Source organism: Burkholderia sp. BCC1644, from assembly GCF_902833225.1.
Classification (GTDB): domain Bacteria; phylum Pseudomonadota; class Gammaproteobacteria; order Burkholderiales; family Burkholderiaceae; genus Burkholderia.
On the sequence record NZ_CADFEI010000010.1, the window covers coordinates 127,860 to 153,740 of the forward strand.

Annotated in this window: 37 protein-coding genes; 34 read left to right on the top strand and 3 right to left on the bottom strand. The window is 65.7% G+C overall.

Going from position 1 to position 25,881, the window contains the following annotated elements; all coding sequences use genetic code 11:
- The first annotated feature begins 9 nt into the window (after nucleotides 1-9).
- From HWX87_RS21030 to HWX87_RS21075, 11 genes are all read left to right on the top strand, one after another.
- Nucleotides 10-1,023, top strand: a complete 1,014-nt coding sequence (locus HWX87_RS21030) for a phage major capsid protein, P2 family (RefSeq protein ID WP_016038217.1) — start codon at nucleotides 10-12, stop codon at nucleotides 1,021-1,023.
- Nucleotides 1,020-1,709, top strand: a complete 690-nt coding sequence (gpM, locus tag HWX87_RS21035) for a phage terminase small subunit (protein WP_176049005.1) — start codon at nucleotides 1,020-1,022, stop codon at nucleotides 1,707-1,709. Before HWX87_RS21030 ends, gpM begins: the two co-directional genes overlap by 4 nt.
- Nucleotides 1,710-1,808: 99 nt before the next feature.
- Nucleotides 1,809-2,288: a head completion/stabilization protein gene (locus tag HWX87_RS21040; protein WP_176049007.1), complete on the top strand. Its 480-nt coding sequence runs from the start codon at nucleotides 1,809-1,811 to the stop codon at nucleotides 2,286-2,288.
- On the top strand, nucleotides 2,288-2,494 hold the full coding sequence (locus tag HWX87_RS21045) for a tail protein X (RefSeq protein ID WP_016038214.1): 207 nt from the start codon (nucleotides 2,288-2,290) through the stop codon (nucleotides 2,492-2,494). Before HWX87_RS21040 ends, HWX87_RS21045 begins: the two co-directional genes overlap by 1 nt.
- A gap of 15 nt (nucleotides 2,495-2,509) precedes the next feature.
- Nucleotides 2,510-2,854, top strand: coding sequence for a putative holin (locus HWX87_RS21050; RefSeq protein ID WP_059541842.1), 345 nt, complete (start codon nucleotides 2,510-2,512; stop codon nucleotides 2,852-2,854).
- Nucleotide 2,855: 1 nt separating this feature from the next.
- Nucleotides 2,856-3,128 (top strand): phage holin family protein, encoded by a 273-nt coding sequence (locus HWX87_RS21055; protein WP_016038212.1) that lies wholly within the window; start codon nucleotides 2,856-2,858, stop codon nucleotides 3,126-3,128.
- Entirely contained in the window at nucleotides 3,125-3,934 is an 810-nt protein-coding gene (locus HWX87_RS21060; RefSeq protein WP_176049009.1) for an N-acetylmuramidase family protein, read from the top strand. The genes HWX87_RS21055 and HWX87_RS21060 overlap by 4 nt, the downstream gene beginning before the upstream one ends.
- Entirely contained in the window at nucleotides 3,931-4,371 is a 441-nt protein-coding gene (gene lysB / locus HWX87_RS21065) for an Rz-like lysis system protein LysB (RefSeq protein ID WP_176049010.1), read from the top strand. The genes HWX87_RS21060 and lysB overlap by 4 nt, the downstream gene beginning before the upstream one ends.
- Nucleotides 4,259-4,492, top strand: a complete 234-nt coding sequence (gene lysC, locus HWX87_RS38070; protein WP_244137724.1) for an Rz1-like lysis system protein LysC — start codon at nucleotides 4,259-4,261, stop codon at nucleotides 4,490-4,492. Before lysB ends, lysC begins: the two co-directional genes overlap by 113 nt.
- The gene (locus HWX87_RS21070) at nucleotides 4,485-4,901 is read left to right on the top strand and encodes a phage tail protein (RefSeq protein WP_174525005.1); all 417 of its coding nucleotides are present in this window, start codon (nucleotides 4,485-4,487) and stop codon (nucleotides 4,899-4,901) included. Before lysC ends, HWX87_RS21070 begins: the two co-directional genes overlap by 8 nt.
- Entirely contained in the window at nucleotides 4,901-5,368 is a 468-nt protein-coding gene (locus HWX87_RS21075; RefSeq protein WP_176049012.1) for a phage virion morphogenesis protein, read from the top strand. The genes HWX87_RS21070 and HWX87_RS21075 overlap by 1 nt, the downstream gene beginning before the upstream one ends.
- Here HWX87_RS21075 and HWX87_RS21080 read toward each other — a convergent pair.
- Nucleotides 5,348-6,124 carry a site-specific DNA-methyltransferase gene (locus tag HWX87_RS21080; RefSeq protein ID WP_176049013.1) on the bottom strand — a complete coding sequence of 259 codons (777 nt, stop codon included), beginning with the start codon at nucleotides 6,122-6,124 and terminating at the stop codon, nucleotides 5,348-5,350. The two genes, HWX87_RS21075 and HWX87_RS21080, sit on opposite strands and share 21 nt — an antisense overlap.
- 174 nt (nucleotides 6,125-6,298) lie before the next feature.
- On the opposite strand from HWX87_RS21080, the gene HWX87_RS21085 reads away from it, so the two are divergent.
- The 13 genes from HWX87_RS21085 (at nucleotide 6,299) to HWX87_RS21145 (ending at nucleotide 19,128) form a co-directional block, all read left to right on the top strand.
- A complete protein-coding gene (locus HWX87_RS21085; RefSeq protein ID WP_176049015.1) occupies nucleotides 6,299-6,985 on the top strand; it encodes a phage baseplate assembly protein V in 687 nt (228 codons plus the stop codon).
- Entirely contained in the window at nucleotides 6,982-7,344 is a 363-nt protein-coding gene (locus HWX87_RS21090; RefSeq protein WP_176049017.1) for a GPW/gp25 family protein, read from the top strand. Before HWX87_RS21085 ends, HWX87_RS21090 begins: the two co-directional genes overlap by 4 nt.
- Nucleotides 7,341-8,246 carry a baseplate J/gp47 family protein gene (locus tag HWX87_RS21095; protein WP_176049018.1) on the top strand — a complete coding sequence of 302 codons (906 nt, stop codon included), beginning with the start codon at nucleotides 7,341-7,343 and terminating at the stop codon, nucleotides 8,244-8,246. Before HWX87_RS21090 ends, HWX87_RS21095 begins: the two co-directional genes overlap by 4 nt.
- Nucleotides 8,239-8,793 carry a phage tail protein I gene (locus tag HWX87_RS21100; RefSeq protein ID WP_176049020.1) on the top strand — a complete coding sequence of 185 codons (555 nt, stop codon included), beginning with the start codon at nucleotides 8,239-8,241 and terminating at the stop codon, nucleotides 8,791-8,793. The genes HWX87_RS21095 and HWX87_RS21100 overlap by 8 nt, the downstream gene beginning before the upstream one ends.
- Nucleotides 8,794-8,796: 3 nt before the next feature.
- A complete protein-coding gene (locus tag HWX87_RS21105; protein WP_176049022.1) occupies nucleotides 8,797-11,463 on the top strand; it encodes a phage tail protein in 2,667 nt (888 codons plus the stop codon).
- Between the two features lie 17 nt (nucleotides 11,464-11,480).
- Nucleotides 11,481-12,104: a tail fiber assembly protein gene (locus HWX87_RS21110; protein WP_176049024.1), complete on the top strand. Its 624-nt coding sequence runs from the start codon at nucleotides 11,481-11,483 to the stop codon at nucleotides 12,102-12,104.
- Between the two features lie 52 nt (nucleotides 12,105-12,156).
- Complete coding sequence (locus HWX87_RS21115) at nucleotides 12,157-13,329, top strand: phage tail sheath protein (protein ID WP_176049025.1); 1,173 nt, start codon at nucleotides 12,157-12,159, stop codon at nucleotides 13,327-13,329.
- Between the two features lie 15 nt (nucleotides 13,330-13,344).
- Entirely contained in the window at nucleotides 13,345-13,854 is a 510-nt protein-coding gene (locus tag HWX87_RS21120; RefSeq protein WP_016038198.1) for a phage major tail tube protein, read from the top strand.
- A 69-nt stretch (nucleotides 13,855-13,923) separates the two neighbouring features.
- Complete coding sequence (locus HWX87_RS21125) at nucleotides 13,924-14,274, top strand: phage tail assembly protein (protein ID WP_176049027.1); 351 nt, start codon at nucleotides 13,924-13,926, stop codon at nucleotides 14,272-14,274.
- 8 nt (nucleotides 14,275-14,282) lie between these two features.
- Nucleotides 14,283-14,396, top strand: a complete 114-nt coding sequence (locus tag HWX87_RS21130) for a GpE family phage tail protein (protein WP_027811792.1) — start codon at nucleotides 14,283-14,285, stop codon at nucleotides 14,394-14,396.
- 2 nt (nucleotides 14,397-14,398) lie between these two features.
- Nucleotides 14,399-17,560: a hypothetical protein gene (locus HWX87_RS21135; protein WP_176049029.1), complete on the top strand. Its 3,162-nt coding sequence runs from the start codon at nucleotides 14,399-14,401 to the stop codon at nucleotides 17,558-17,560.
- A 21-nt stretch (nucleotides 17,561-17,581) separates the two neighbouring features.
- The gene (locus tag HWX87_RS21140) at nucleotides 17,582-18,040 is read left to right on the top strand and encodes a phage tail protein (RefSeq protein ID WP_176049031.1); all 459 of its coding nucleotides are present in this window, start codon (nucleotides 17,582-17,584) and stop codon (nucleotides 18,038-18,040) included.
- Nucleotides 18,037-19,128: a phage late control D family protein gene (locus HWX87_RS21145; RefSeq protein ID WP_176049033.1), complete on the top strand. Its 1,092-nt coding sequence runs from the start codon at nucleotides 18,037-18,039 to the stop codon at nucleotides 19,126-19,128. Before HWX87_RS21140 ends, HWX87_RS21145 begins: the two co-directional genes overlap by 4 nt.
- Before the next feature lie 46 nt (nucleotides 19,129-19,174).
- On the opposite strand, the gene HWX87_RS21150 is transcribed toward HWX87_RS21145, so the two are convergent.
- Both HWX87_RS21150 and HWX87_RS21155 read right to left on the bottom strand, forming a co-directional pair.
- Entirely contained in the window at nucleotides 19,175-19,462 is a 288-nt protein-coding gene (locus HWX87_RS21150; RefSeq protein ID WP_176049035.1) for a hypothetical protein, read from the bottom strand.
- Nucleotides 19,463-19,633: 171 nt separating this feature from the next.
- Complete coding sequence (locus HWX87_RS21155; RefSeq protein WP_176049037.1) at nucleotides 19,634-20,122, bottom strand: helix-turn-helix transcriptional regulator; 489 nt, start codon at nucleotides 20,120-20,122, stop codon at nucleotides 19,634-19,636.
- A gap of 89 nt (nucleotides 20,123-20,211) precedes the next feature.
- On the opposite strand from HWX87_RS21155, the gene HWX87_RS21160 reads away from it, so the two are divergent.
- The 10 genes from HWX87_RS21160 (at nucleotide 20,212) to HWX87_RS21205 (ending at nucleotide 25,255) form a co-directional block, all read left to right on the top strand.
- A complete protein-coding gene (locus HWX87_RS21160) occupies nucleotides 20,212-20,421 on the top strand; it encodes a hypothetical protein (RefSeq protein ID WP_078040546.1) in 210 nt (69 codons plus the stop codon).
- 14 nt (nucleotides 20,422-20,435) lie between these two features.
- Nucleotides 20,436-20,633: a hypothetical protein gene (locus tag HWX87_RS21165; RefSeq protein ID WP_078040545.1), complete on the top strand. Its 198-nt coding sequence runs from the start codon at nucleotides 20,436-20,438 to the stop codon at nucleotides 20,631-20,633.
- Nucleotides 20,634-20,672: 39 nt separating this feature from the next.
- Nucleotides 20,673-20,876: a hypothetical protein gene (locus HWX87_RS21170; protein ID WP_078040544.1), complete on the top strand. Its 204-nt coding sequence runs from the start codon at nucleotides 20,673-20,675 to the stop codon at nucleotides 20,874-20,876.
- On the top strand, nucleotides 20,864-21,112 hold the full coding sequence (locus HWX87_RS21175; RefSeq protein WP_016038187.1) for an ogr/Delta-like zinc finger family protein: 249 nt from the start codon (nucleotides 20,864-20,866) through the stop codon (nucleotides 21,110-21,112). Before HWX87_RS21170 ends, HWX87_RS21175 begins: the two co-directional genes overlap by 13 nt.
- A gap of 86 nt (nucleotides 21,113-21,198) precedes the next feature.
- Nucleotides 21,199-21,411, top strand: a complete 213-nt coding sequence (locus HWX87_RS21180) for a hypothetical protein (protein ID WP_059541883.1) — start codon at nucleotides 21,199-21,201, stop codon at nucleotides 21,409-21,411.
- Between the two features lie 4 nt (nucleotides 21,412-21,415).
- Complete coding sequence (locus HWX87_RS21185; RefSeq protein WP_059541886.1) at nucleotides 21,416-21,610, top strand: hypothetical protein; 195 nt, start codon at nucleotides 21,416-21,418, stop codon at nucleotides 21,608-21,610.
- Between the two features lie 43 nt (nucleotides 21,611-21,653).
- On the top strand, nucleotides 21,654-21,848 hold the full coding sequence (locus HWX87_RS21190) for a hypothetical protein (RefSeq protein ID WP_017424050.1): 195 nt from the start codon (nucleotides 21,654-21,656) through the stop codon (nucleotides 21,846-21,848).
- 4 nt (nucleotides 21,849-21,852) lie between these two features.
- A complete protein-coding gene (locus HWX87_RS21195) occupies nucleotides 21,853-22,215 on the top strand; it encodes a hypothetical protein (protein ID WP_176049038.1) in 363 nt (120 codons plus the stop codon).
- On the top strand, nucleotides 22,212-22,460 hold the full coding sequence (locus tag HWX87_RS21200; protein WP_176049040.1) for a hypothetical protein: 249 nt from the start codon (nucleotides 22,212-22,214) through the stop codon (nucleotides 22,458-22,460). Before HWX87_RS21195 ends, HWX87_RS21200 begins: the two co-directional genes overlap by 4 nt.
- A gap of 2 nt (nucleotides 22,461-22,462) precedes the next feature.
- Nucleotides 22,463-25,255, top strand: a complete 2,793-nt coding sequence (locus HWX87_RS21205; RefSeq protein ID WP_176049042.1) for a toprim domain-containing protein — start codon at nucleotides 22,463-22,465, stop codon at nucleotides 25,253-25,255.
- Nucleotides 25,256-25,881: the final 626 nt, after the last annotated feature.

Below are 25,881 nucleotides of genomic sequence, written 5' to 3' on the forward strand. Positions count from 1 at the left end.
ACCCAACTCATGAAGAAGGAAACGCGCCAGGCGTATCGAAAGTACGCCGCGCAAATCGCCAAGCTGAACGACACCGACGACGTATCGCAGAAATTCGCCGTCGAGCCGTCCGTCCAGCAAACGCTCGAAACCAAAATGCAGGAATCGAGCGCATTCCTGAAGAGCATCAATATCCTGCCCGTGACCGAGCTGGAAGGCGAAAAGCTCGGCCTGTCGGTATCCGGTCCGATCGCGAGCCGCACCGACACGACGAAGGCTGAACGCCAGCCGATCGACCCGACGGCGCTGGACAGCAACCGCTACCGCTGCGAGAAAACCGACTACGACACGGCCATTACGTACCGCAAGCTCGACGCCTGGGCGAAATTCCCCGACTTCCAGCAACGCATCCGCAATGTGATCCTCAACCAGTCTGCGCTCGACCGGATCATGATCGGCTGGAACGGCGTCAAGGCGGCACTGTCGACGGACAAAGCAGCGAACCCACTGTTGCAGGACGTGAACATCGGTTGGCTGCAACAGTATCGCGACCGCGCCGGGCATCGCGTGCTGCACGAAGGTGCGAAGGAAGCAGGCAAGGTGCTCGTCGGTAAGGGCGGCGACTACGTGAACCTCGACGCGCTCGTGATGGACATCGTGTCGTCGATGATCGACCCGTGGTTCCAGGAAGACACGGGGCTCGTTGTGATCTGCGGCCGCGAGCTGCTGCACGACAAGTATTTCCCGATCGTCAACACGACGCAGGCACCGACCGAGCAGCTCGCGGCCGACCTGATCGTCAGCCAGAAGCGCATCGGCAACCTGCCGGCCGTGCGTGTGCCGTTCTTCCCGAAGCGCGCGATGATGGTGACGAAACTGGAAAACCTGTCGATCTACTTCCAGGAAGGTGCACGCCGTCGCTCGCTGATCGACAACCCGAAGCGCGACCAAATCGAGAACTACGAATCGTCGAACGACGCGTACGTCGTCGAAGATTTCGGTTGCGGCTGCGTCGCGGAAAACATCGAGTTGGTGGCGGCATGACAATCAACACGCCCGCTCGCGCGCACTTCGCGCGTGTGTCGGCCGCCCGCGCGGCGGCCGCGACGGCGCCCGGTCAGACGATGGCCGGTGCGACGCCCTACGAGCTGATGCTCGCGAAGCTCGCGGCCGACCGCCGCGCCCTGAAGGGCGTGCAGTCGGTCGCCCGCAAGGTCGAACTGAAGCGGAAGTTGCTGCCGGAGTACGCCGACTATGTGGCGGGCGTGTTGAACGGCGGCCGCGGCGCCCAGGACGACGTACTCGTGACGGTCATGGTCTGGCGCATCGACGCCGGCGACTATGACGGCGCGCTCGCGATTGCCGCCTACGCGCTCACGCACGGTCTCGCCCTGCCCGACCAGTTCGAACGGTCGCTCGCCTCCGTCGTCGCCGAGCAGTTCGCCGATGCCGCGCTGGCCGCGTTCCTGGAGCGCAGCACGTTCGACGCCGCCAGCCTGGAGCTGGTCGACGCGCTGACGGCCGACGCGGACATGCACGACCAGGTGCGCGCGAAGCTCTGCAAGGCGCTCGGCTATGCCGTACAGGAAGCCGACCCACCGCGCGCCCTCGACTATCTGCGCCGCGCGGTGTCGTTGAACGATCGCGTCGGCGTGAAAAAAGACATCGATCGGCTCTCGAAGCTGATCGAAGCCACGGGCCGTCCGGGCGACGGCGCCGAAGGCACGTAAAGAGCCCACCCCGGCATGGCGGCATCGAAGGCACGGCCCAACGCCTGACGGACACAGGCCCTGACCTTCGGTCCACCGCCATCACTCCCGGAATCGACCATGAACAGTTTCGTTGCCACTGCTGCGCCTGCCGTCGCGGCGTCGCCGATCGACGGCACGCTGACGAACGACGGTTTCTTCCCGGACATCGACCTGTCGGCGCTGCGTGATGCGATGCGCCTGGACGGCACCGTGACGCGCGAGCGCCTGCGCCACGCCGCGCGCGACGCCATGCTGACCGTCAACGACGAGCTGGCCGCGTGGCGCGCCCGGCAACGGGCAGATGGCGCCGAGTCGCTCGCCGACGTGCCGGCCGAGCGCGTCGACGGTGAATCCGCGCACGTATTTCGCTACCGGCGCGCCGTCTATCACCTGGCGCATGCGGATGTGACGGAGAAATACCGCGGCTTCGACTCGACGAAGAGCGGAGGCCAGGTGGCGGCCGAGCTGGCCGTGACCGCCGACGAGTCGCGCCGCAACGCACGGTGGGCCATCAGCGACATCCTGGGCGTCGCGCGCTCGACGGTTGAGCTGATCTGATGAAGGTCGCCACGCTTCAGGGTGAAACGCTCGACGCCCTTTGCTGGCGGCACTACGCCAGCACGGCTGGCACCGTCGAAGCGGTCCTGGAAGCCAATCCCGGCCTCGCCGAGCTGGGCGTCGTGCTGCCGATGGGAACCGTCGTCGATATGCCCGAGCTGAACACGATCGAGCAGACGAAGCCCCTCCTGCAACTGTTTGACTGACCTGGAATTGTCTGAATGGCTGAACCGAACACCACTACCGCCGCAGCGCTGGCCGCCGCGATCGGCCTGGCCGGCATCGCGCCGGGCATCGACGGCGACGCGCTGATCGGCGCGTTCGCCGGCGCGGCGCTCGTCGTCGTCACCTCGAAAGACCTCGGCATCGGCCGGCGCGCCGCGTACATGCTCATCTCGCTCGTGATGGGCTATCTCGCCGCTCCGGAAATCACCCACCTTGTGCCGGTCCGCTCATCGGGCGTCGCCGCGTTCTTCGCCGCCGCGCTCGTCATCACGGTCACGCTGACGCTGATGGAGCGCGTGAAGGACATCGACTTCGGCGCGCTGATCCGCAGGGGGAAATGACATGCACCTGTCGTTTGCCCTGGTCGCGCTCGCCGCGCACCTCGCCGTCATCCTGCGCGTACTGACCTACCGGAAGAACGGCGCGCGGCACCGTTCTCACGTTGCCTGGACGGCTTGGTTGATCGTCGCGATTTCCGGCGGCTCGGCAATCGAGCTGCTCATCCACCCGAAGCCGGTCGGCTTCTTCCAGGCCGTGCAGGCCGTGATGCTGGCCCTGTTCGTCTACCTCGCGCGCGGGAACGTCGCGCGCCTTCTCCGGAGCACCGAATCATGAATATTCTCCGCTTCAACGACCGCGGCGCCGAAGTCGGCCTGCTGCAGCAACGTCTCGTACGTGCCGGCTACGCGCTCGACGCTTCCCACCTGTACGACGAAGCGACCGAGCAGGCCGTGAAGGCGCTCCAGGCCGCCGCCGGGATCGTCGTCGACGGTATCGCCGGCCCGAACACGTATGCCGTGCTGTCGGCCGGCCAGCGCGACCGCAAACACCTGACCGAAGCGGACATCGCGCGCGCCGCGGACAAGCTCGGCGTGTCCCCCGCGTGCGTGCGCGCCGTCAACGAAGTGGAATCGCGCGGCTCGGGCTTTCTGGCGGACGGACGGCCCGTGATCCTGTTCGAGCGGCACGTCATGTACCGGCAGCTCGTCGACAGCATCGGCGCAGACGATGCCGCCCGGTACGCCGCGCAGTTTCCGAACGTCGTCAACCAGAAGCCGGGCGGCTATCAGGGCGGCGGCGCCGAATACGTGCGGCTCGACACCGCCGCCCGCATCCACGCGGCATCGGCATACGAATCGGCGAGCTGGGGCGCGTTCCAGGTGATGGGCTACCACTGGAAGCGCCTCGGCTACGCGAGCATCGACGAGTTCGTCGCGCGGATGGAGACGAGCGAGGGCGACCAGCTCGACGGGTTCGTGCGCTTCGTCGCGGCCGACTCGTCGCTGCTGTCAGCCCTGAAGAACCGGAAGTGGGCTGCGTTCGCGAAGGGCTACAACGGCCCGGACTATGCCCGCAACCTCTACGACGCGAAGCTCGCCCAGGCGTACGAACGCTATGCCGGCGCGAAGGCGGCCGCGTGAGCGTGCCGGGCCTTCGCTTCTGGCTGGCGCTCGCGGCGCTCGTCGCGGCGATCGCCGGCGCGCAGTATGTGCGCGCGCTGCAGGGACGCCTCGCCACGGCACAGGATGCTGCCCGCGAGGCGAAACAGGGCGTAGGCGCGCGTGACGCGATCATCGGCCGGCTGCTCACGGATGCCCGCGAGAAAGACGAACAGCGCGCGCAGCTCGACCGCACACGCGGCGCGGTCGACGCGACGCTCGCCGAGTATCAATCGCAACTCCGGAGACTCATCGATGAGAACGAAACCGTTCGCGCGTGGGCTGCTGCTCGCCTGCCTGACGACGTTGTGCGCCTGCACAGCAGCCCCGCCCTCGCCGGCGCCGACGATTACGCTCAACGCGTGCGCAGCGGTGACGCGCTGCACCCTGCCCGCGACGCATCCGCAGACGAACGGTGATCTGAGCGATGCGCTGACCGTCGCGCGGGCAGCATGGGCGCGCTGCGCGGCCGAAGTCGACATGATTGCTGCGTGCCAGGCGCGCAGTCAGACGAATCCGCAGGCGGCCGCCCATGATTAAACCGAACAGCCTGCGCGCCGCGCTCGTCGCTGCGCTTCCGCAGCTCGCCGCTGCGCCCGACCTGCTCGTCGTCTTCATCAACGACGGCCACGTCGTCGCGACCGGCACACGCACGCCGTCGTTCGAATACCGGTACGAGTGCGAGATTCTCATCCGCGACTTCATCGGCAGCGCCGACGATGTGATGATCGCGGTCGTCGAATGGGCGCGCGCGAACCAGCCCGACCTCGTGACCAATGCCGACCAGCGCCGCGACGGCATGACGTTCATCGCCGACATCCTCGCGAACGATGCCGTCGACCTCGCGATCAAACTGAAGCTCACGGAAAGTGTTGTGGTCGGTACGGACGAAGGCGGCCGCCGCACGGTCGAACACGTCGACGACGCGGCCGAGCAATGGGTGGCGTGATGGACGACGATCTGCGTGCGCTTGAAAAGTGGGCCGGCCGGCTGCTCGCGAAGCTGGCGCCGGCAGCTCGCCGGAGACTGTTTCGCGAGCTGGGGCGCGATATGCGTCGCGCGCAACAGTCGCGCGTCGCCGCGCAGCAGAACCCGGACGGCAGCGCGTACGTGCCGCGCAAGATCAAGAAGGGCGGCAAGGACTTGCGCACCAAGGTCGGCCGCATCAAGCGGCAGGCGATGTTTCGCAAGCTGCGCACCGCCCGTTATCTGCGGATCGATGTCGACGACACGGGGCTTGCGATCGGCTTCGACGACCGTCTATCGCGCATCGTGCGCGTTCACCAGGAAGGCCAGAAGGCCCCCGTCGAACCGGGCGGCCCGCTCGCGCAGTATCCGGTTCGCGTCGTGCTCGGCTTCAGCCCGGCCGATCGCGAACTCGTGCGCGACCGGCTGCTACGCTACCTCAACCGCTGAATCGTTCACAGCAGCCAGGCGCGTCGACGCGATCGCGTGATACGCCTGGCTCGTCTCACATCCGACCCACTGCAGGCCGGCTTCGCGTGCGGCGACCAGAAACGTCCCGGAACCGGCGAACAGGTCGCACACGACCCCACCATCGGGCACCAGGCGCACCACATCGCGCGCCAGCTCGATCGGCTTTTCAGTGACGTGTTGCTTCGGCAGCGCCAGGCGCGTCGGGAACACGCCGGGTAGGTACACATCGCTGTCATTCATCGGCCCGCGGCTCGCCCATACGATGAATTCGGCCTGTTGCGCGAATCCACCTCGACGCGGCCGCGTACGGCCCGGCGTCTTGTCCCATACGGCGATGCCGCGGAGCGTCAGGCCGGCCGCCTGCACCACGTCCGTCAACGTCGCGAGCTGGCGCCAGTCGATAAAGCAAACGAGCAGCGCGCCGGGTTTCATCGCACGGTGGCATTCGGTCAGCCAGGCGTGGCACCAGAACGCCCAGGCGCGTTGATCCATGTTGTCGCCTTCGAAGTCGGTATAGACCGCCTTCGTGTCGCTGTTGATGTACTTCTGGCTCGGCGCGCGCGTTCGTGCGGACAGGTGCAGACCACCCGACGCATACGGGGGATCGGTGAATACCAGGTCGACGGACTGATCCGGCAGTGTGCGCGCCAGGGCGAGCGCGTCGACGCGATGGAGCTGGTTGAGCATTGGAGCAATGTCGGCCGCGGGCACGGCGTCGGAAATGTGAATCGTCATGGTTCTGAGGCAACGTGAAAGGGACACCCGCGACGTGTGCGAGGCACGTCATCGAGGGAGTAATAGCGATTGTCGACGCACGTTTGCTCGCGCGCGCGACGAGCATGCTGTACCCGCAAGCACGACATTTGCGTTCGCTCGCGTCACGCGAGGACGGCCGGCAACATGGTCGGCATGGATGCGAACGAAATTCAACGACAGGCACGCAACGCCGTGCGCAAGGGCTCGATTCTCGATGTCGACCACGACGCGGGCCTCTGCCGCGTCGCAGTCGGCGAGTCCGACGACGACGGCCTGCAAACCAACTGGATTCCCTGGCTCACGCCGGCGGCCGGCAGCACGCGCGAATGGCTTCCGCCGACCAAGGGCGAACAGGTCGTGCTGCTCGGCCCGATGGGTGACTTCGCGCAGGCTGTCGCGCTGCGCGGCCTCTACTCGGACGCCGCGCCAGCGCCGGACAATTCCCCGAACACCCACACCCGCATTTACGCGGACGGCGCGCGCGTCGGCTACGACCATGCGGCGCACGCGCTGACGGCCGACCTGCCGGCTGGCGCGACCGTGCACATCGTCGCACCAGGTGCCGTCGTCGTGCAGACGAAGGACGCGACCGTGCAGGCCGAGCACATTCTGCTCGACGGTGATGCCACCGTCACGAAATCGCTGACAGTGAAAGGACCGCTCACGTTCGAATCCGGCATGACCGGCAAGGGCGGCGACGGCGGCGCCGTGATGAAGATCGACGGCAGCGCCGACTTCACCGGCGACGTGCTCGCCTATGGCGTCAGCCTTGTCAATCACCCGCACCAGGCGCAGGGCGAGTTCGCCATTACGTCGAAGCCGATCCGGAGCGGTGCATGAAGGGCATGAACGCTGTCACCGGTCGCGCGATTTCGGGCGTCGACCATCTGTCGCAGTCGGTCGGCCGAATTCTGACGACCCCGCTCGGCTCGTGCATCCAGCGCCGTTCGTTCGGCTCGGAATTGCCCGACCTGATCGACGCCCCGACCAATGGCGCGACGCGCATTCGCCTGTATGCGGCCGCCGCGACTGCGCTGATGCGCTGGGAACCGCGTCTGACCGTCACACGCGTGCAGCTCGTGGCGGATACCGATGAGGCGTTCGCCGGTCAGCAGCTCGTCGACATCGAAGGATGGACCGACGAGCACGACGAGCCCGTGTCGCTGCGCGTACCCGTGTCGAACGGAGTCGGTGCATGAGAACGACCCCGATCGACCTGTCGCAACTGCCGGCGCCCGATATCGTCGACCCGCTCGACTTCGAAACGGTCTTTGCCGAACGCAAGGCGCGGCTCATTTCCCTGTACCCGGCCGACCAACGCGCCGAGATCGCCGCGACGCTCGCACTCGAATCCGAACCGCTGACGCGATCGTTGCAGGAAAACGCCTATCGCGAAGTGCTGCTGCGCCAGCTCATCAACGACAAGGCTCGCGGCATCCTGCTCGCATATGCACGCGGCACGACGCTCGAACACATTGCCGCCCTCTTCGACGTGGAACGCCTGGTCATCTCGGCCGGCGATCCTGAAAACGGCGTCGATCCGGTCTATGAAGACGACGACAGCCTGCGCGAGCGCGTGCAGCTCGCGCCGCGCGGCTTCTCCGTCGCCGGTCCTGAAGAAGCGTACGTGTTCCATGCGCGTTCGGCCGATGGTCGCGTGCTGTCCGCCGCCGCGTTCAGCCCGGAGCCGTGCGTGATGGTCGTCACGATCCTGTCGCGCGAAGGTGACGGCACCGCGAGCGCCGAGCTGATCGAGATCGTGAAGAAGAATCTGGAAGGCAAGCGACCGCAGACCGACGAAGTGATCGTGCAGAGCGCGAAGATCGTGCCCTACGCGATCCGCTCGACGCTGCGCTTCTTCTCCGGCCCGGATCGCGCCGTCGCGCTCGCGGAAGCGAACAAGCGCACGGCGAAGTTCGCCGCCGACATGCACCGCATCGGCATGGAGGTGACGATCGACGGGCTGCACGCGGCAATGCGCGTGGCGGGCGTGCAGAAGGTATTGCTCGACTCGCCGGCCGGCGGCGTCGCCGTGACGGGCGAGCAGGCGCCGTACTGCACGGGAATCGAGCTGATCGACGGCGGGGTCGCGGATGAATAAGCCGATGCCCTCGTTGCTGCCACCGAACGCGACCGCGCTCGAGCGGCGTCTGGCTGAGACCAACGCGCGAATCAGCGACATTCCGGTCGACATCGGCACGCTGATGGACCCGGACGCGATCCCGCTGGCGTTCCTGCCGTGGCTCGCCTGGCACGTCGGCGTCGAGACCTGGAAGGACTACTGGCCCGAGCAGGTGAAACGCGCGCGCGTGAAAACCGCGATCCGCATTGCACGCATCAAGGGCACGGCCGAAGCCGTGCGCCAGGTCTGCGCGTCGTTCGGCGCAAACGTGGCGATGCGCGAATGGTTCGAGATGACGCCGCGCGGCCGGCCGGGCACGTTCGACATCGTGATGACGGTCGGCAGCCGCGACGGCGTGCCCGCGACCGCCGAGTACGTCGCCGACATCCGCGCGGAAGTCGATCGCGCGAAGCGCGGTACCGCGCATTACATCTTCAAGCAGGGCTATAGCGCGGCCGGCACCCAGCGCGTCGGCGTCGGGGCACGCGCAGCGGTCTATTGCCGTCTGTCCCTCTCGGATACCTGAAACATGGCTGGAAACCAGATCCAAATCACCGACGCCGGCCGCGCGGCGCTCGTCGCCGCCGGCAACACTGGAACCGTGGCGCACCAAGTCGTCGAGATCGGCCTCGGCACCGCCGCGTTCGCATTCGACAAGGGCATGAAGACTCTGCCGAACGAGCGCAAGCGTGTGACGACGTTCGGCGGCGAAAACGTCGCGCCGGACACCGTGCACGTCGTCATCCAGGACGACACGAACGACCAGTACACGTTGTACGCGTACGGCCTGTACCTCGACAACGGCGTGTTGTTCGGCGTCTACGTGCAGAGCACTCCGATTCTTGAAAAATCGCCCGCGGCCATGCTGCTGCTCGCGAGCGACATCGTGTTCGCGTCGATCGACGCGGCGCAGCTTCAGTTCGGCCCGGCAACGTTTCTGAACCCGCCGGCGACGACCGAACGCAAGGGCGTCGTGGAACTCGCCACGCAGGCCGAAGTCGACGCGGGCACGGACGACTCGCGCGCCATCACGCCGAAGACCGCCGCCGCCCGGTACGCCGCGCTGACTGGCGCGAAATTCACCGGCCCCGTCGTCGCGGAGTTCGATGCGGGTCCAGACACCGCGCACGTCACGGTTCGCCCACCGTCCGGCAAGACCGGCCGCGAGGGCCGGGTTCGCCTGTATGGCACGTTCGGCGGCAACAACGTCGACACGAGCACCCGCCTCATCGCGACCGTCCGTTCGGGGTTCGATGGCGGTGCGTGGGGACGCGAGTATCTCGATATCTGGCTCAACAAGACGGCCAACGACACCCAGGCCGACGCGTACCAGGCGCGCGCAGTGCGCATCGCCTACGGTGGCCGCGTTTTCGTCGGCGACGTGAAGAGCGACGAGGGCGGCTCTCGGCTTCTCGTCGGCGGCAACACCTACACCGAAGGCACCAGCTATTCGAAGGCTGTTTCGATCGATGGCGGGGCCGGCGGCTTCTCGACGCTGTTTTTCGCCGATGGCGGAAAGATTCGCTGGTCGTTGTTCAAGGGTGACGGCGCGGCAACGGGCGGTAACGTCGGCAACAACTTCGGTTTGAACGCGTATGCAGACGACGGCAAATCCCAGTTTCCAGTGTTTCGTGTCGACCGCAGCACGCAGGTGTTTTCGCTCACGAAGCGCCTGTTCGTCGGCGATGTCACCGATGACGACCAGAGCACCGTACAGGTCAAGGGTGGTGTCAGCGCCTCGGCTGGCGTGAAGAGCGCCGGAACCGACAACGGCGGAGCCCAGTTTCGAGCGACCGCGCCCAACTACGGCGTGATTCTTCGCAACGACGACAAATTTGCATGGCTTCTGACGACAGCCAAGGGCGACCCGAACGGATCATGGAGTGCGTTGCGTCCATTCTGGTGGGCGCTCGATACCGGAAAGGTCAGCATCGACGGTACGGGGGCGGGGACAGACTTCGGCGGCAACGTCTTCATCCGCGGCGAACTGACGGTCGGCACCTCGTCATCCGAAGGTCGCGTTCGCCTCGGCCCTGCCGATGGCTATTTCTACACGAGCAAAGTGGGCACGGGCTGGTGGTCACCGTCGGCTGGATCGTTCGACTACATTTTCGCCGACCGCACGTTCCGAATCGACGGTAAGCCCGCGTGGCATTCGGGCAACGTCACGCCGCTCGATCGCCTGAAAGGCGGAACGATGGCTGCTGACGTGTGGTTCGATCCGGGCAAGCGCATTTTCCTGTCGGAAGGCAGTGCCGGCTCTCCTTCGCTCACGTTCCAAAACGACGGAGCGCCAGACACGGGCTTGTATCACATAGCAGATGGCTCGTTCGGGATTACGTGCAACTCACTCCCCCAAGTGACGTTTACTCCGAACGGAACGAATTTCGAAAAGCCGGTACAGGGACCGACGCCCCCGCAGGGTGATCGCTCGACGCGCCTCGCGACGACGGAATGGGTGCTGTCCGCCATTTCGACTGTGACGGTCGGCCAGATTGTCTTCGAGCCCCGCACGCTGGCGCGCGCCGGCTTCCTGAAAGCCAATGGCGTTGTCGTCAATCGTGCCGACTATCCGGCGCTGTGGGCATATGCCCAGGCGAGCGGTGCGCTCGTGTCCGAAGCCGAATGGAATAACGGTCGCTGGGGCTGCTTCTCAACCGGTGACGGCACGACGACGTTCCGCCTGCCCGAGATGCGCGGCGAGTTCATTCGCTGTTGGGCGGACGGCCGTAACGACATCGATCCGCAGCGCGCCATCGGCTCGTACCAGAGCGACCAGAACCGATCGCACGCGCACGGGGCGAGCGCCAGCGAAGTTGGCGACCACGCTCACTCGGCATGGACTGATGTTCAAGGCTGGCATGGCCACCACGGATGGACGGCCGGCGTCGGCGATCACCAGCACGTCTCACCGTGGGGCGAAAACTCCAGTCGTTACGCGCCACCATGGGGAACATGGGGAGGAAATGACAAAACCGGCTCAAACAACACTGACAGCGACAACACATGGGGCATGACCAGCCCTGCGGGCGGCCACAACCACGAATTCAACACAGAGGGCGAGGGCAACCACGGCCACAACGTCGGCATCGGCGGGGCTGGTCGGCACAGCCACGGCATCACCGTCAACGCGGATGGCGGCAACGAAGCCCGGCCACGCAACGTCGCGCTGCTCGCCATGATCCGCGCCTACTAATTTACGGACCTCGAAACATGCTGATTCACCACTACAGCCCATCGACCGGCGAATACTTGACCAGCAGCCAGCCCGACGCCGATCCGCGCAATGACGGACGCTGGCTCATTCCGTCGTCCGCGACGATCGATGCGCCGCCGCCGCGCACGCCGACCACCTGGCCGTTCTATCGCGACGGCGCTTGGTTCCTGCTGCCTGACTTCCGCGGGCGCGTCTGCTACCGCACCGACACCGGCGAGCCCGTCGAAATCGCGATTGCCGGCAAGACGCCCGACGATCTGGAGCTAACGACCGAGCCGCGGCCGTCGCCGCGCCACGCGTGGATCGACGACGCATGGACCGTTCCGCCCGAGCTGATCGCGCGCGAAAAGCGTGACGCCGGGATGGCCGAGTTCGAACGGCTGATGGAAATCGCACGCCGAGCGAACGCTGGCAAGGCCGACGCGTACGCCGCCGGCCTGCTCGACGACGAAGGCACCTACTACTTCAAAGCCTGGTCCGCGTACCAGATGGCGCTCGTCTCCGCGATCAACGCCGACACGTTTCCGGATGCCGTGGCGTGGCCCGCGACGCCCACGCCGTACGTTGCGCCGGCCGAGCCGATCGAACCGCAAAACCCGGCCCCCGTCGCATCGACCTGACAACGGGCTCTCCCGTTTCCTCTCACCTGTATACCTATAGGAGCTGCACACCATGCCGCAGGATTACCACCACGGCGTACGCGTCATCGAAATCAACGAAGGCGGCCGGCCGATTCGCACGGTCTCCACGGCCGTGCTCGGCATCGTCTGTACCGGCGCTGACGCCGACCCGGCGACGTTCCCGCTCGACACGCCGGTGCTGCTGACGAACGTCATCGCCGCACTCGGCAAGGCCGGCACGAAGGGCACGCTGCGCCGCACGCTCGATGCGATCGGCAAGCAGACGAAGCCCGTCACCGTCGTCGTGCGCGTCGCGGAAGGCAAGGACGAAGCTGAGACGACCTCGAACGTCGTCGGCACCGTGACGCCGGACGGCAAATACACCGGCATGAAGGCGCTGCTTGCCGCACAGGGGAAGCTCGCCGTGAAGCCGCGCATCCTGGTCGCGCCAGGCCTCGACACGCAGCCCGTCGCCGCTGCATTCGCGACGGTCGCGCAGTCGCTGCGCGCGTTCGTCTACGTGGCGGCGCACGGCTGTAAGACGAAGGAAGAAGCGGTCGCGTACCGCAAGCAGTTCGGCCAACGCGAAATCATGGTGATCTGGCCGGACTGGCTCGGCTGGGACGACGTGACGAACTCGACCGTCACCATCCCGGCGCCGGCGATCGCCGCGGGCCTGCGCGCGAAGATCGACAACGACATCGGCTGGCACAAGACGCTGTCGAACGTCGTCGTCAACGGCGTGACCGGCATCAGCGCGGACGTGTCGTGGGATTTGCAAGACCCGGCGACGGACGCTGGCTATCTCAACGAGAACCAGGTCACCACGCTCGTCAACCGAAACGGCTTCCGCTTCTGGGGCTCGCGCACGTGCGACGCGGACGGCAAGTTCTTCTTCGAGAACTACACGCGTTCCGCGCAGGTGATCGCCGACACGATTGCCGAAGCGCAGATGGGTGTCGTCGACGGGCCGCTCAATCCGTCGCTCGCGCGCGACATCATCGAGAACATCAACGCGTGGTTCCGCCGCGAAGTCTCGGTCGGCGAGCTGATCGGCGGCGGCGCCTGGTACGACCCGGAGCCGAACACGACCGACGAGCTGACGTCGGGCGGTACATGGATCGACTACGACTACACGCCGGTCCCGCCGCTCGAAAACCTGAAGCTGCGCCAGCGCATCACTGATCGCTATCTCGCCGATTTCGCCTCGCGCGTGTCGGCCTAACCAGGAGTCACACACATGGGTATGCCCCGCAAGCTGAAAGGCTTCAACCTGTTTCACAACGGCACCAACTTCGTCGGCGAGACGAAGGAAATCCAGCTCCCGAAGCTGTCGCGAAAGATGGAGGATTACCAGGGCGGCGGCATGAGCGGCCCGATCCCGATCGACTTCGGCCAGGAGGCTATCCAGCTCGAATGGACGTGCGGCGGCTTTATGGAGGATGTCGTTCGCATGTACGGCATCACCACGCACGACGGCGTGCAGCTCCGTTTCTCGGGCGGCTACCAGCGCGAGGATTCGAAGACCTACGATTCGGTCGAAATCGTCGTGCGCGGGCGCCACAAGGAAATCGACATGGGTTCCGGCAAGCCGAAGGAAGACACCGATTTCAAGGTCACGACGGCAGCCAGCTACTACAAGCTCTCCATCAACGGCCAGGAGCTGATCGAGATGGATTTCATCAACATGATCGAGAAGATCAACGGTAACGACCTGCTCGCCGGTCTGCGCCAGGCGATCGGCCTGTAACCGCTTATTCCCACCCCGCCCGCGCCAGCCGCGGGCATCCCTCTCAATCATCATCAGGACACGCAACATATGACGACCCTCGACACCAACAACGCCCCCACCGGCGGCGCCGTACTCGACGCGATCGCGGCCAACACGCACACCTTCGACACGCCGATCATGCACGGCGACCAGCCCATCACGCACGTGACCCTCGCGAAGCCGTCCGCAGGCGCCTTGCGCGGCACGTCGCTCGCGGCGCTCGTGAATCTCGACGTGGACGCGCTGCGCAAGGTACTCCCGCGCATCACCACGCCGACGCTGACCGAAATGGATGTTACGTTGATGGACCCGGCCGACCTCGTGGCATTGGGGGGTATTTTTGCCGGTTTTTTGATGTCGAAGGCGCTGAAAGCGAGCATGGAATCCCAGAACGCGTAGAAGACGCGATGGCCGATGTCGCGACGGTGTTCGGCTGGACACCGCGCGACATGGACGACTTTTCCCTTTCTGAGCTGATGGATTGGCGCGAGCGCGCCCGGATACGAAGCGGACACGAGTAACGATGGACAACGCCCTGAAACTGCGCGTCATGTTCGACATGGTCGACAACTGGACGAAGCCCTTGCGGAACATGTTGAACAGCAACAAGGGGCTCGCGCAGTCGTTGAAGGCGACGCGTGGCGAGCTTGCCGAACTCGGCAAGCAACAGAAAGCCGTCGCCTCGTTCCGCGAGATGCGCGCCGGGCTCGCCGACACCACGAAGAAGCTCGGTGCGGCGCAATCCAACGTGAAGGCGCTCGCCGGCTCACTGCACGCATTCGGCCCACCCACGCAGAAAATGGTTGCGGACCTGGCACGCGCGCGTCAGGCAGCATCGCGCCTGCGCGCCGAGCAGAAGAAGCAGACGGCCACCGTCGACGAGATGCGCGGCCGGCTCGCGCAGGCGGGCATCGAGACGCGCAACCTCGCACAGCACGAGCGCACGCTGCGCTCGAGCGTCGCGTCGACGACGGCCACGATGCAGGCGCAGACGCGCCAGCTCGAAGCACTGACGGAGCGCGATCGAAAGCTCGCCGCAGCGCGCGGCAAGATGCACGCAATGCAGGGCGTCGCCGGCGGCATGGCGATCGGCGGCTATGCCGCTCGCTCGACCGGCATGCGCGTGCTTGGCGGCCTCGGCGGCACGCTCGACGAAGCCAAGAAGATGACGAACGAGCGTGCGCGCATCACGGCGCTCGGCCTTGGCGACCAGGCGACGCAGGACGCCGAGAAGTACGTGCGCGCGATGAACATGATGGGCGTCAGCACGTCCGACAACATGACGCTGATGCGCGACGCGCTGTCGATCTTCGCGGACGAGCATCACGCGCAGATGGTGATGCCGACGCTCGCAAAAATGAAGTTCGCGAACGAAGCACTGTTCGGCGCGGAGGACGCCCACGCGAACGAAGAGAAGTTCATGAACATGCTGAAGGTGATCGAGCTGCGCGGCGGCACGAAAGACGAAGCGACGTTCAAGAACGAAGCGAACATGGTGCAGAAAGTGCTGTCCGCAACCGGCGGCCGTGTCGGCGGCGACGAGTGGCGCAACTTCATCCAGACCGGCGGCGTCGCCGCGAAGCAGATGCGCCAGGACGCGTTCTATTACCAGATGGAACCGCTCATTCAGGAAATGGGTGGCCACGGCGTCGGCACCGGCCTCATGTCCGCGTACAGCAACGTCTACCAGGGCAAGACGACCGTGCGCGCGGCGCAGGAGATGATGAATCTCGGCCTGGTCGACAAGAAGAACGTCGAGTACAACAAAATCGGAATGATCAAACGGATCAAACCTGGCGCGCTGCTCGGCGGAGATCTGTTCAAGGCGTCGCCACTCGAATGGCTGGAAAAGGTGTTGCTCCCGCAGATGGCGAAGAAGGGCATCACCGATCCGGACAAGGTGAAAGACATGATTTCGACGATCTTCACCAACCGGACGGCCGCGAACCTGTTCTCGACCATGTACATGCAGCGGGACCAGATTCACAAGAACGAAAAGCTCAACCGCGGCGCATATGGGATCGACGACGCGGCGAAGCTCGCTGCGCTGCAAACCCAGGGCAAGGAAAACGACCTGCTCGCGAAGGGGCGCGACTTGCGTCGCGAGATCGGCGAGCGCATCGCACCGCTGTACAACGCGGCGCTCGACAAGACCCGCGAGATTCTCGGCGGCCTCATCGCCCTGATCCAGCGCCACGGCGCTGCGGCGAAGATCATTCTATCCGTGCTCGCCGCGTTCGCCGCGCTGCTCGTTGTAATGGGAACGTTCACGATCGTGCTCGCGGGCATCCTCGGGCCGCTCGCGATCGTGCGGTTCAGCATGGCGACGCTCGGCATTCAGGGCAGCTTCCTCGCGCGCACGCTCGGCGCGAGCGCGAGCGGCTTCGGCCAGTTGTCGGGTGCGGCGTCCCGGTTCTCTGTTGTCGGCAACGCTGCGCGCACAACCGCCGCGCGCATGCGCGCCGCACTGGCGGCCGCCTGGTCTGCGTCGTCCCCGCGCGCAGTCGTGTCGAGCGTCGCGCAGTGGGGCCGCACCGTGGTCACGTCGATGAAAAACGGCCTGGTCGCCACTCGGCAATACACCGCCCAGGTATGGCGCGCCGTCTCCGCGCAGGCGGCCGCGTCACGCGCGGCTGTCGCCTCGCGCTGGACGGCCGCCCGACAGTACGCCGGCCGCCGCGGCGTCGCCGGGATGTCGGTCGACGCGCTCAAGGGTGCGGGCGGTCTCATCAAGGGCGGGGCAGTCGGCGCAATCAACGGCGTCGGCGCCGCGCTCGGCGGGCTCGCGCAAATGCTGATGTTCGTCGGCCGTGTCGCGCTCATGAACCCGGTCGGCCTCGTCATCACCGGGATCGCGCTGGCCGCGCTGCTCATCATCCGATATTGGGAGCCGATCAAGGCGTTCTTCTCTGGCTTCTGGCAGGGCTTGACCGAAGGTCTGCAACCACTCGCGCCGATTTTCAGCCGCGTATTCGGCGTACTCGGCGCGATGTTCGAGCCGCTCAAGCCTGCGTTCAACTGGCTGATGGATGCGGTCAAGGGCGTGTGGGACTGGATTTCCCGTCTCCTGGGGCCGGTCGACGCGAGCAAGGAAAGTCTGGACAAGGCCAGCAACGCGGGCCGGGGCTTTGGCGAATGGCTCGCGAACATCATCGTCGTGGCCGCCAAGGTCGCCGAGAAGATGGCCGAATTCGGCGCGAACCTGATATCCGGCCTGGTCAACGGCATCACGAACGGCCTGGGCGCCGTGAAGGAGGCCATCACGAACGTCGCGAATTCGGCCGTGACGTGGTTCAAGGAAAAGCTCGGCATTCACAGCCCGAGCCGCGTGTTCGCCGAGCTGGGCGGATTCGTCGGCGAGGGGGCCGCGCTCGGTATGGCGGGAGAGCAGCGCGGCGTCGCGCGCGCGGCGCTCGGGCTCGCGACGGCCGCCGTGACCGGGTTCGGTACACCCGCGCTGTCGACGGCCGCGCCGCTCGTGCCAATCGATCGGCGGCCGCCGATCGCGGCATCGGCTCCGGCCGCAGCGTCGTCTGCATCGGCCGCCGCTCCCGCGTCGATCATCATCAACATCTACCCGCAGGCCGGCGACGATCCGCGCGCGATCGCACGCGCCGTGGCCGCCGAGCTGGATCGTCGCGAACGCGCGCAGCGTGCGCGCGCCGGCTCGCGCCTGTCCGACTGACATTCACGGAGGATCTGTCCCATGTTGCTGTCGCTGGATCAATTCGTGTTCAGCCTGACTACCGCCCCCTTCCACGAGCTGAAGCGACGCAGGAACTGGAAGCATCCGAAGAAATCGCGTATCGGCGCGCGCGATGCTCGCCAGTACACCGGCCAGGGCGACGATGTCATCACGCTCGACGGTCTCATCGCGCCGGATCAAATCGGCACGAGCGCGTCGCTCGACCAGCTCGTCCAGATGGCGAACGTCGGCGAAGCGTACGTGTTGGTCGACGGTCTCGGGACCGTCTACGGCGCGTACATCATCGTAGGGCTCGACGAAACGCGACGTTACTTCACCCGCGAAGGCAACGCGCGCAGGATCGAATTCACGTTGACACTCGAATGCGTCGACGACGACGCGCTGCGCATCGAGCAGGATGCGGCGCTTGTCGACGATGCGGAAGCCGATGACGCAGCGAACGCGGAGCCGAAGGCATGACGACGCGCGCGATCGAACACTCGAACGCTGCCGCGTATCGGCTCGAACGTGTCGAGCCGATGGCCGACTACCGCATCACGCTCGGCGGCCGCGATATCTCGCGACGGTTCCTGCCGCGCCTCGAATCGTTGACCCTCACGGAATCGCGCTCTGATGACGCGGACACTGTCGACCTGGTACTCGACGACTCGCGCGGCGACCTGGCGCTGCCGAAGCGCGGCGACGAAATCAAGGTGTCGATCGGCTGGGCCGGCGAGCAGCTCGTCGACAAGGGCACGTTCGTCGTAACCGAGTTCGAACATAGCGGCGCGCCCGACACGCTGACCGTGCGCGCACGCTCGGCCTCGATGTCGAACGGCATGCAGGAGCGTCGTGAGAAGAGCTGGCACAAGCAGACGATCGGCTCGGTCGTGCGCGCGATCGCCGGCCGCTACAAGCTGACGCCCGCTGTCGCCGACGCCCTGGCGAAAATCGTGATCGCGCATATCGACCAGACGCACGAAAGCGATATGTCATTTCTGACGCGCCTGGCGAAGCGCTACGACGCCGTGATGAACGTCAAGGATTTGCGGTTGCTGTTCACGCCGATCGGCACCGGCAAGACCGTCAGCGGGAAGTCGTTCCAGGTGTTGAACCTGACGCGCGCGAGCGGCGACCAGCATGCGTACCACGTGTCCGAACGCGAGAATTATTCGGCCGTGCGCGCACATTACCATTCGAACGGCAAGGCGAAGCGGAAGTCGGTGATTATCGGCGGGGAGAACAACAAGAACGTGAAGGTGCTGCCGGAGGACTACGCGACGGAAGCCGAAGCGCGAGCCGCGGCGCAGGCGGAGTTCAAGCGCATGCAGCGCAGCCAGGCGACGATGCGGTACTCGCTCGCTCGCGGCCGCGCCGATCTGTTCCCCGAAATGCCCGTCACGCTGTCGGGCTTCAAGCCCGAAATCGACGAAACCGCGTGGCTCGTGAAGAAGGCGACGCATACCATCGACAGTGACGGCGGATTCACGACCGGGCTGGACCTCGAAATGCGCGACGATCCGACGACCGATCGGCACCGCTCGCATTTCAAGAAGGGCGGAAAGTAAAAAGCCCGCACGCGGCGGGCTTCAGGTTGCTTGCTATGGGAGACGGTCAGCTCGATTTGTAGAGATCGTTCATATTCACATGGATTGGCGGCCCGTCGTCGCACCGTGCGAGCGCCGCGCGTGCAACACGAAGATTTCCCATCGCCTGAATCGCAACTTCGAGCACGTGGCTGACCGACTGCATGGCATCGTCGATCGCTGCGCACGCAACATCGCGCTCGCAGCCGGTCATGTCCGAACGGACTCGCCCCCCGCCCATCGCTTCGGCGCGTGCGTCCGCATGACGGGCGGCTATGCCAACCGTGTCGTTGTTGTGCTTCATGTCGATGCTCATTCTTCTGGTCCCTCACAAACATGTTCATGGACCGACGACACGCAACACGACGCGGTTGCCTCGAAATACCCCACGTCGCCAGCATCGCCGGCTTTCAGGATGCTAACTCAATACTGGATGGATATACAGTGTTTGTGGGAAGAATGACCAGTGCGCTATGACGCGCGCGAGCTATTTCTTTCCGTCCTTGGCAGCACGCTCGGCCCGCAAGCGCTCGATTTCCGCCATCGCACGATCGACGTTTTCCGCTGCCCGCTGATCCAGCGCCGCGCGTCGATTTTCCGGCAGGCGTTTCGCGCGCCGCGGCGTGCCCGTCTTGAGCATGACAGCCTGGTTTAGAACGCTGCCGATGAAGGATTGCAGGGTGGCTTTGCCGGTTTCGTTGAGCTGCCGAAAGCAATCTACGAAGTAGCGTTCGTCGTCCGACGATCCTGCGTCAACGCCGTCTTCATTGGATCCAGACCTCGTGCCACGCAATACGTAAAGCACGTCGACGCCTATTTCAGCAACCGCGCTCAGATACTTCGCGTCGGGCGATCGGTCGTCCGCTTCGTAGTTCGACTGCGCGCGTCGTAGCACCCCCCCCACCGCTGCAAATTCGTCTTGACTCAGTCCGAGCCGCAAGCGCTCTTCCCGCAAACGCGTGCCTATCGTGTTCATATGAACTCACAAATTAATTGACGTGCTCATTTGAGCTCATTACACTAGCCTTACCGTAACGCAAGGCTAATTACCAAAGTATACCGACCATGACTACCGCCAAAGGCCCGCGTCGATCGCCACGCGGCACCCTGTCGGACAAGCCCGTATACGTCCGGCTGACATCCACCGAGCGCGACGAGCTCGAACAATTCGCCGCGCAGCGCAATCGCTCGATTTCGAGCATGGCACGCGAGCTGATCCGTATCGGCGCAAGCCAGCTTCGTGCCATCCCTCGTTCCCGTTCCGCTCGCTCGTGAATTGAGGAGCCCGCATGTATCCCGATCCCAAGCGCATCCGCAACAACAAGCACACCGTTCGCTTCGACGACTACGAGCAAGCCGTGTTGACGGCTCTCGCGAACTATCAGGGCGAGCAACTCGCCGTGTTGATTCGCGAGATCGTCATGCGCGAAGCGACCGCCGTACTTGCCGAACGCAACACCTCCATTCTGGACCGCGCCGGCGCCTGAACGAAGGCACTGAAACGCCAACAATGAGTAGCTCCACCGATGCCCGAAACCAGCACGGAAATTGCCCTCTCGGACGCCGACCGCGACGTGCTGGAACGTGTGCGGCAGCAGTACAGCCTCCCATCGATCGAGGCGGCCGCCGAGTGGCTCGTGAAGCGTCGCCTGCGCCTCACGTCGAAGCAACTGAACGGTCGCGGCCGCGCCCTGTATCTCGTCCGGAGTAAGCCGAAATGCGCATCCTGAATCGCTGCCCCCACTGCCGCACGCGCGCGACCGCGCGTAGCAGCCGAGAAATGTCTCAGACCTTCCGGGAAGTCACGTACCAGTGCAACAACGTCGAGTGCGGCCACACGTACGTCGTGAACATGGAGTTCGCCCGCACCCTGTCGCCGTCCGCGACCCCGAATCTGTCGCTAAACCTGCCGCTCTCGCCAAACGTGCGCGAGCGTCTCGTCGAGCAGCTCGAACTGCCCGTCTAGCGCCCTAAACCCCTTCCCCTGTTTTCCCCTCGCATCGTGCCTATCCGGCGCGAGGGGCTTTTTTTGCCCGAAAAAAGGAGATCAGCATGGCCACCCTCGCTTCCGCCGCAGTCGTTATGCCGTTCGATCCGGCCCGCCTGTCGCTCGACAAACGCCGCGAATACCTGCGCGCACTGTGGCGCGCCGACGTGGATCCGTTCCTGTTCGTCGGCACCGCCCGCCGGCTCGGCTACGTGTTGGGCTGTCATTGGGACGCCGACGCCGGCATGCCTGTCCTGACGCCCATCGTTCTGCACTGATCCGATGCGCGCGCCCCTCACCGACCTCGACCTGCGAGCGATGTGGCGCCGCCTGCGCATGGTCGGCAGTTTCGACGCCCTATGTCCGGCCGCCCGCCACGCCTTCGAATGCACGGCGAACGTATGGCGCGATCGCGAACCCGCGCCCGAGTTGCCGGCCGTCGACGGGAAACGCTGCGCCGCGAACGACTTCGACTGACCCATCCGCGCCGGCCGCCGGCGCACTCACCTGGAATCACACCATGAAGCCCTACGTTTTCAGCATCGGCGTGCTGCTGATGCTTTCCCTCTCCCTCACCGGCGTCTACTACCTGGCCGCCGACGTGCTGCGCCTGTTCGACGTTCGGCTCGCCCGGCCGATCGCTTTTGTAATCGGCGTCGTCGCAATGATCGTCCTGGTCGCAGCGCTGGCCTGGGCCGTTCCGCCGCGGGGCTGACACGATGACGAAACAGCCCACCATTCGTTACGAGCTGCTGACTCCGGCTGGTCTGCGCACTGTCGCAGGCGATCACGTCGCTATCCCGAACGACGCCGGCGCCACGTTCGGCATTCACATCGAGTCGCACCTGCACGACGGCCACCCCGAAAAGTGCATCGTCACGCACCTGATATCGGGCATCCGCATCGGCCACGGCGCGACACGTACCGCAGCCCTCGCGAACGCGACGTCGAATCTCGAACGCAACCGCAAGCGCCTGCGCGCCATGCTCGATCAGGCGACGACCTCGCGCTACGAGCTGCAGCATGCCGTTCAACGCCTGCAACAGAACCATCACGACATCCTCGGAGGCGCCGCAGCATGACGCACTCAACCACCCCTCACGACGCCGCGCTCGCGGCTTCCATCGCGGCGGCCGCCGACGTTCTTCGCTTTGACCACGAACCCGGCGACCTCCAACGCGTCGCGGTGCTCGCGCTGTTCGTCAGCGTCCTCGGCGATCGACTGGCCCTTGCCTTCCCCGCGTCGGCCGGCGCGCTGCGCGCGCTGGTCGACAGCCCCGCAACACCCGGTAACCCTGCCGCCCTCTCCCTGCACCAACAGCAATAACGATGGCCTCGATCGACGAACTGAAACAACGCATCGACCTGCACGACCTCGCCGACCGGCTCGGCTTGAAGCGCGGCCGCGGCGGCGACCGCGCGCTCTACCACTCGCCGCAGCACGACGACAAGAGCCCGTCCCTGTCGATCTACGTGAACCACGCGAAGCACGGCACCGGCTGGCGCGACCACAGCGCCGACGTCGGCGGCTCGTGTATCGACCTGGTCATTCACGCGCGCGGCGGCACCGTCGCCGACGCGGTGCGCTACCTGCACGACGCGTACGGCTTTCCGCTCGATCGGCCGGCGCCGGCCGAGCGCCGCGAGAAAACGACCGTCGAATACATCGCCGATCGGTGCTTGGCCGAGCGCGACCAGGTGCGCGAATACCTCGTCGGCCGCGGCATTTCCGCAGCCGCGATCGACGCGGCGATCGCCGCGCGCTCGCTCGGCTTCAACACGTGGACCAGCTCGAAGGTCGCGGCCGGCGAAGTCGGGCACGCCGGCCCGGCCGCCGCGTTCATCGTGCGCGCGCCTGGCGACGGCCGCGTCGTTGCGGTCGACATGCGCTATATCGATCCGGCGCTCAATGGCGGCGTCAAGACGCAGACCCAGGGCGACAAGGCCGGTTACGGCTGGACCGCCGATCCTCGCCGGCTCGACAAGGCGAAGCGCGTGTTCATCGTCGAAAGCGCGATCAACGCGCTGTCGATCGACACCTGCGCGATGCCTGGCGCGGCCGCGCTCGCGCTGCGCGGCCTGGCGAACGTCGACGGCATCGACTTCACGTTCCTGCGCGGCAAACAGGTCGTGATCTGCCTGGACAACGACGAGCCGTTCGCGGACGGCCACCCGCGCGCCGGCCGCCGCCCTGGGCCGGAAGCTGCGTGGGCGCTCTACGAACGGCTCACGGCGCTGAACATCAGCGCCGTGCTCGTCGACCAGGCGAATTGGTTCGCCGACCTCGCGGACGGCGAGAAGGCCGTCAAGCCGATCAACGACGTGAACGACTACCTTCAACTGCGCGGCCCGGCCGATCTGCAGCGCGCGCTCGACCAGCTCGAGCCGTGGCTCATCGCCGGCCTCGCTGGCGACGCCACGCGTCGCGGCCGGCCGCGCATTTTCCTGCCCTCGCACGACTTCGCGCAGTACTGGCGCTTCCGTGTCCGGCCGGACTTCACCAGCTACATCACGAAGATGGACCGTAACGAGGAATCGGGCGTTGAAACGCCGGTCGTAACGGATCTGTGCGGCTTCCGCATTGCCGGCATCAGCCGCGTGTCGGTTGCGAGTGCGACGTCGACGATGACAGGCGACGCCGACCAGGCGCCGACCGTCTACTTCGCCGTGTCGGTCCAGGCGCCCCGCCACGGCGCGCAGCTCGTGCGCCGCGTGATGCTCGACGACCAGCTCCACAACGTCGACCAGTGGGGCAAGTTCGGCCCGATCTGGTCGCCGGCGCCGTTCAAGCGAATGGTGAACATCCTGGAGCGCGGCGCCGACCTCGGCGCGCGCCAGGCGGCCAACTTCGTCGGGCTCGCCTGGCGCGACGGCCGCCTGATCGTCAACGAAGGCCCGGACTGCTACTTCACCGAAGCCGACAAGCAGTGCCCGTATCACAACCTGACCTTCCCGACCGGGCCGGCCAGCGACGCGCGCCGCGTCATCGCTGCGTACCAGGCGACGTTCAAACAGAACGCCGCGACGATCCCGCTCGTGTGGGCGCTCGGCGGCCACCTGAAGGCGCTGCTCGGGTTCTGGCCGCACATCACCATCCAGGCGAACAAGGGCGCCGGTAAGTCGACGCTCATCAAGCGGCTCGAGCGCTCGCTCGCGTTCACGATGTTTTCGGGGCAGTCACTGCAGACCGAGTTCCGGCTGCTGACCAGCATCAGCCACACCAGCCACCCGGTCGGATGGGAAGAGCTGTCCGCGCGCCGGCAGGACGTGATCGACAAGGCGGTCGGGCTGTTGCAGGAAAACTACCAGTACACCGTGACACGTCGCGGCACCGACATGACCGAATACCTGCTGTGCGCGCCCGTCATGCTGGCCGGCGAGGACGTACCGGTACGCAGCCTGCTCGGCAAGCTCGTCCGCACGACGCTGACCGGCAAGCGCGGCCCGCTCATGCCCGACGACCTGCCTCGCTTCCCGGTTCGGCAGTGGCTTGAGTTCCTGGCCGGCCTGGACAAGCGCACCGTGGCCGACCACTACGCGACGCTGCGCGACAAGGCGCTGGCCAACTGCCGCGCCAGCGGCGAGGACGACGGCGCGAAGCGGATGGCCGGCAACTATGCGGCCGTCGCACTCGCCTGGCGCTACCTGTGCGAGTTCGCCGGCATGGACCCGAGCGAAGGCGACTTCCCGCGCGACCTGCTCGCCGAGATGAACGGCCACATCGCCGAGACCAGCGCCGATCGCGAGCCGTGGGTATGGATCATGGAAACCGCGCTGTCGGAAATGGACTGCGGCAACTACAAGCACCCGTACACCTTCGACACCGTGGACGGCGAGTTCTGCCTGCTCATCAACACCGGCCACGTGATGGACCACATCGCCCATACGAGCGCGCTACGCGACAAATGGAACGGCCTGCCCGTGAAATCCGACCGTGTGTTCAAGGCGCAGCTCAAGCACGCCGGCGTCATCGTCGGCGACAAGGAAGTCGAACGCCGCATCTACACGCGCCGCGTGCGCTACCTCACGCCGATCTCCCTCGAACGCCTGGCCGCGTTCGGCCTGCACGTGTCCATTCGCGAAGACCTGGCCACCGACGCATTGCAAGGGAGCGCAGCATGACGCCCTCTCAGCCGATGCGGCCGCCGTGCGGCCGTACTCCTTCCTTCAATCTTTCCGGCCGCGTAGCGGCCCTGTATTCGGGTTTCCGGTGCGTGCGCCGATGCGCGCAGCAATCGGCGCACATCGTCACGCGGCCGCCGTGCTGTCCGCTTCCCCCCGTCCCCCCCGCGAGTCGAAACGGCCGGGCAACTACGCCGCCCTTGAGGGAGAGGGGCCGCGCGGACCCGTTTTTCCACAGGGAACGGGCAGGCAGCGCAGAAAACTCGGGGATTCCGGGCCTCTTCGCGCGTAAGTCATTGATTGTCGAGAAGACACCCGCCCCGTGTGGCGTCCCGTTTGCCCCTATTCAGGCTGGTTTTACCCCTAGTCCGATTTTTGCGCCGGCCGCCGTCGCCCCTTTCTCTTCTCTCTCTAATTTATTGAAAAAGAAGAAGAAAGAATACGAAGAGAGGCAAGGAATCGACTCAAACGCAATGCCCCGAATCATGCCCGTTTTGCCCCCATTCGCAACGGCTGCCTATTTTTTGTGCCCCGAGTCAGGACGCGTGCCCCGCGTCATTCGGGGCAAATGGGGGCGCGCAATACCCAATGATTTCAATCAGTTATGAGCAGATTCGGCGTTAGCC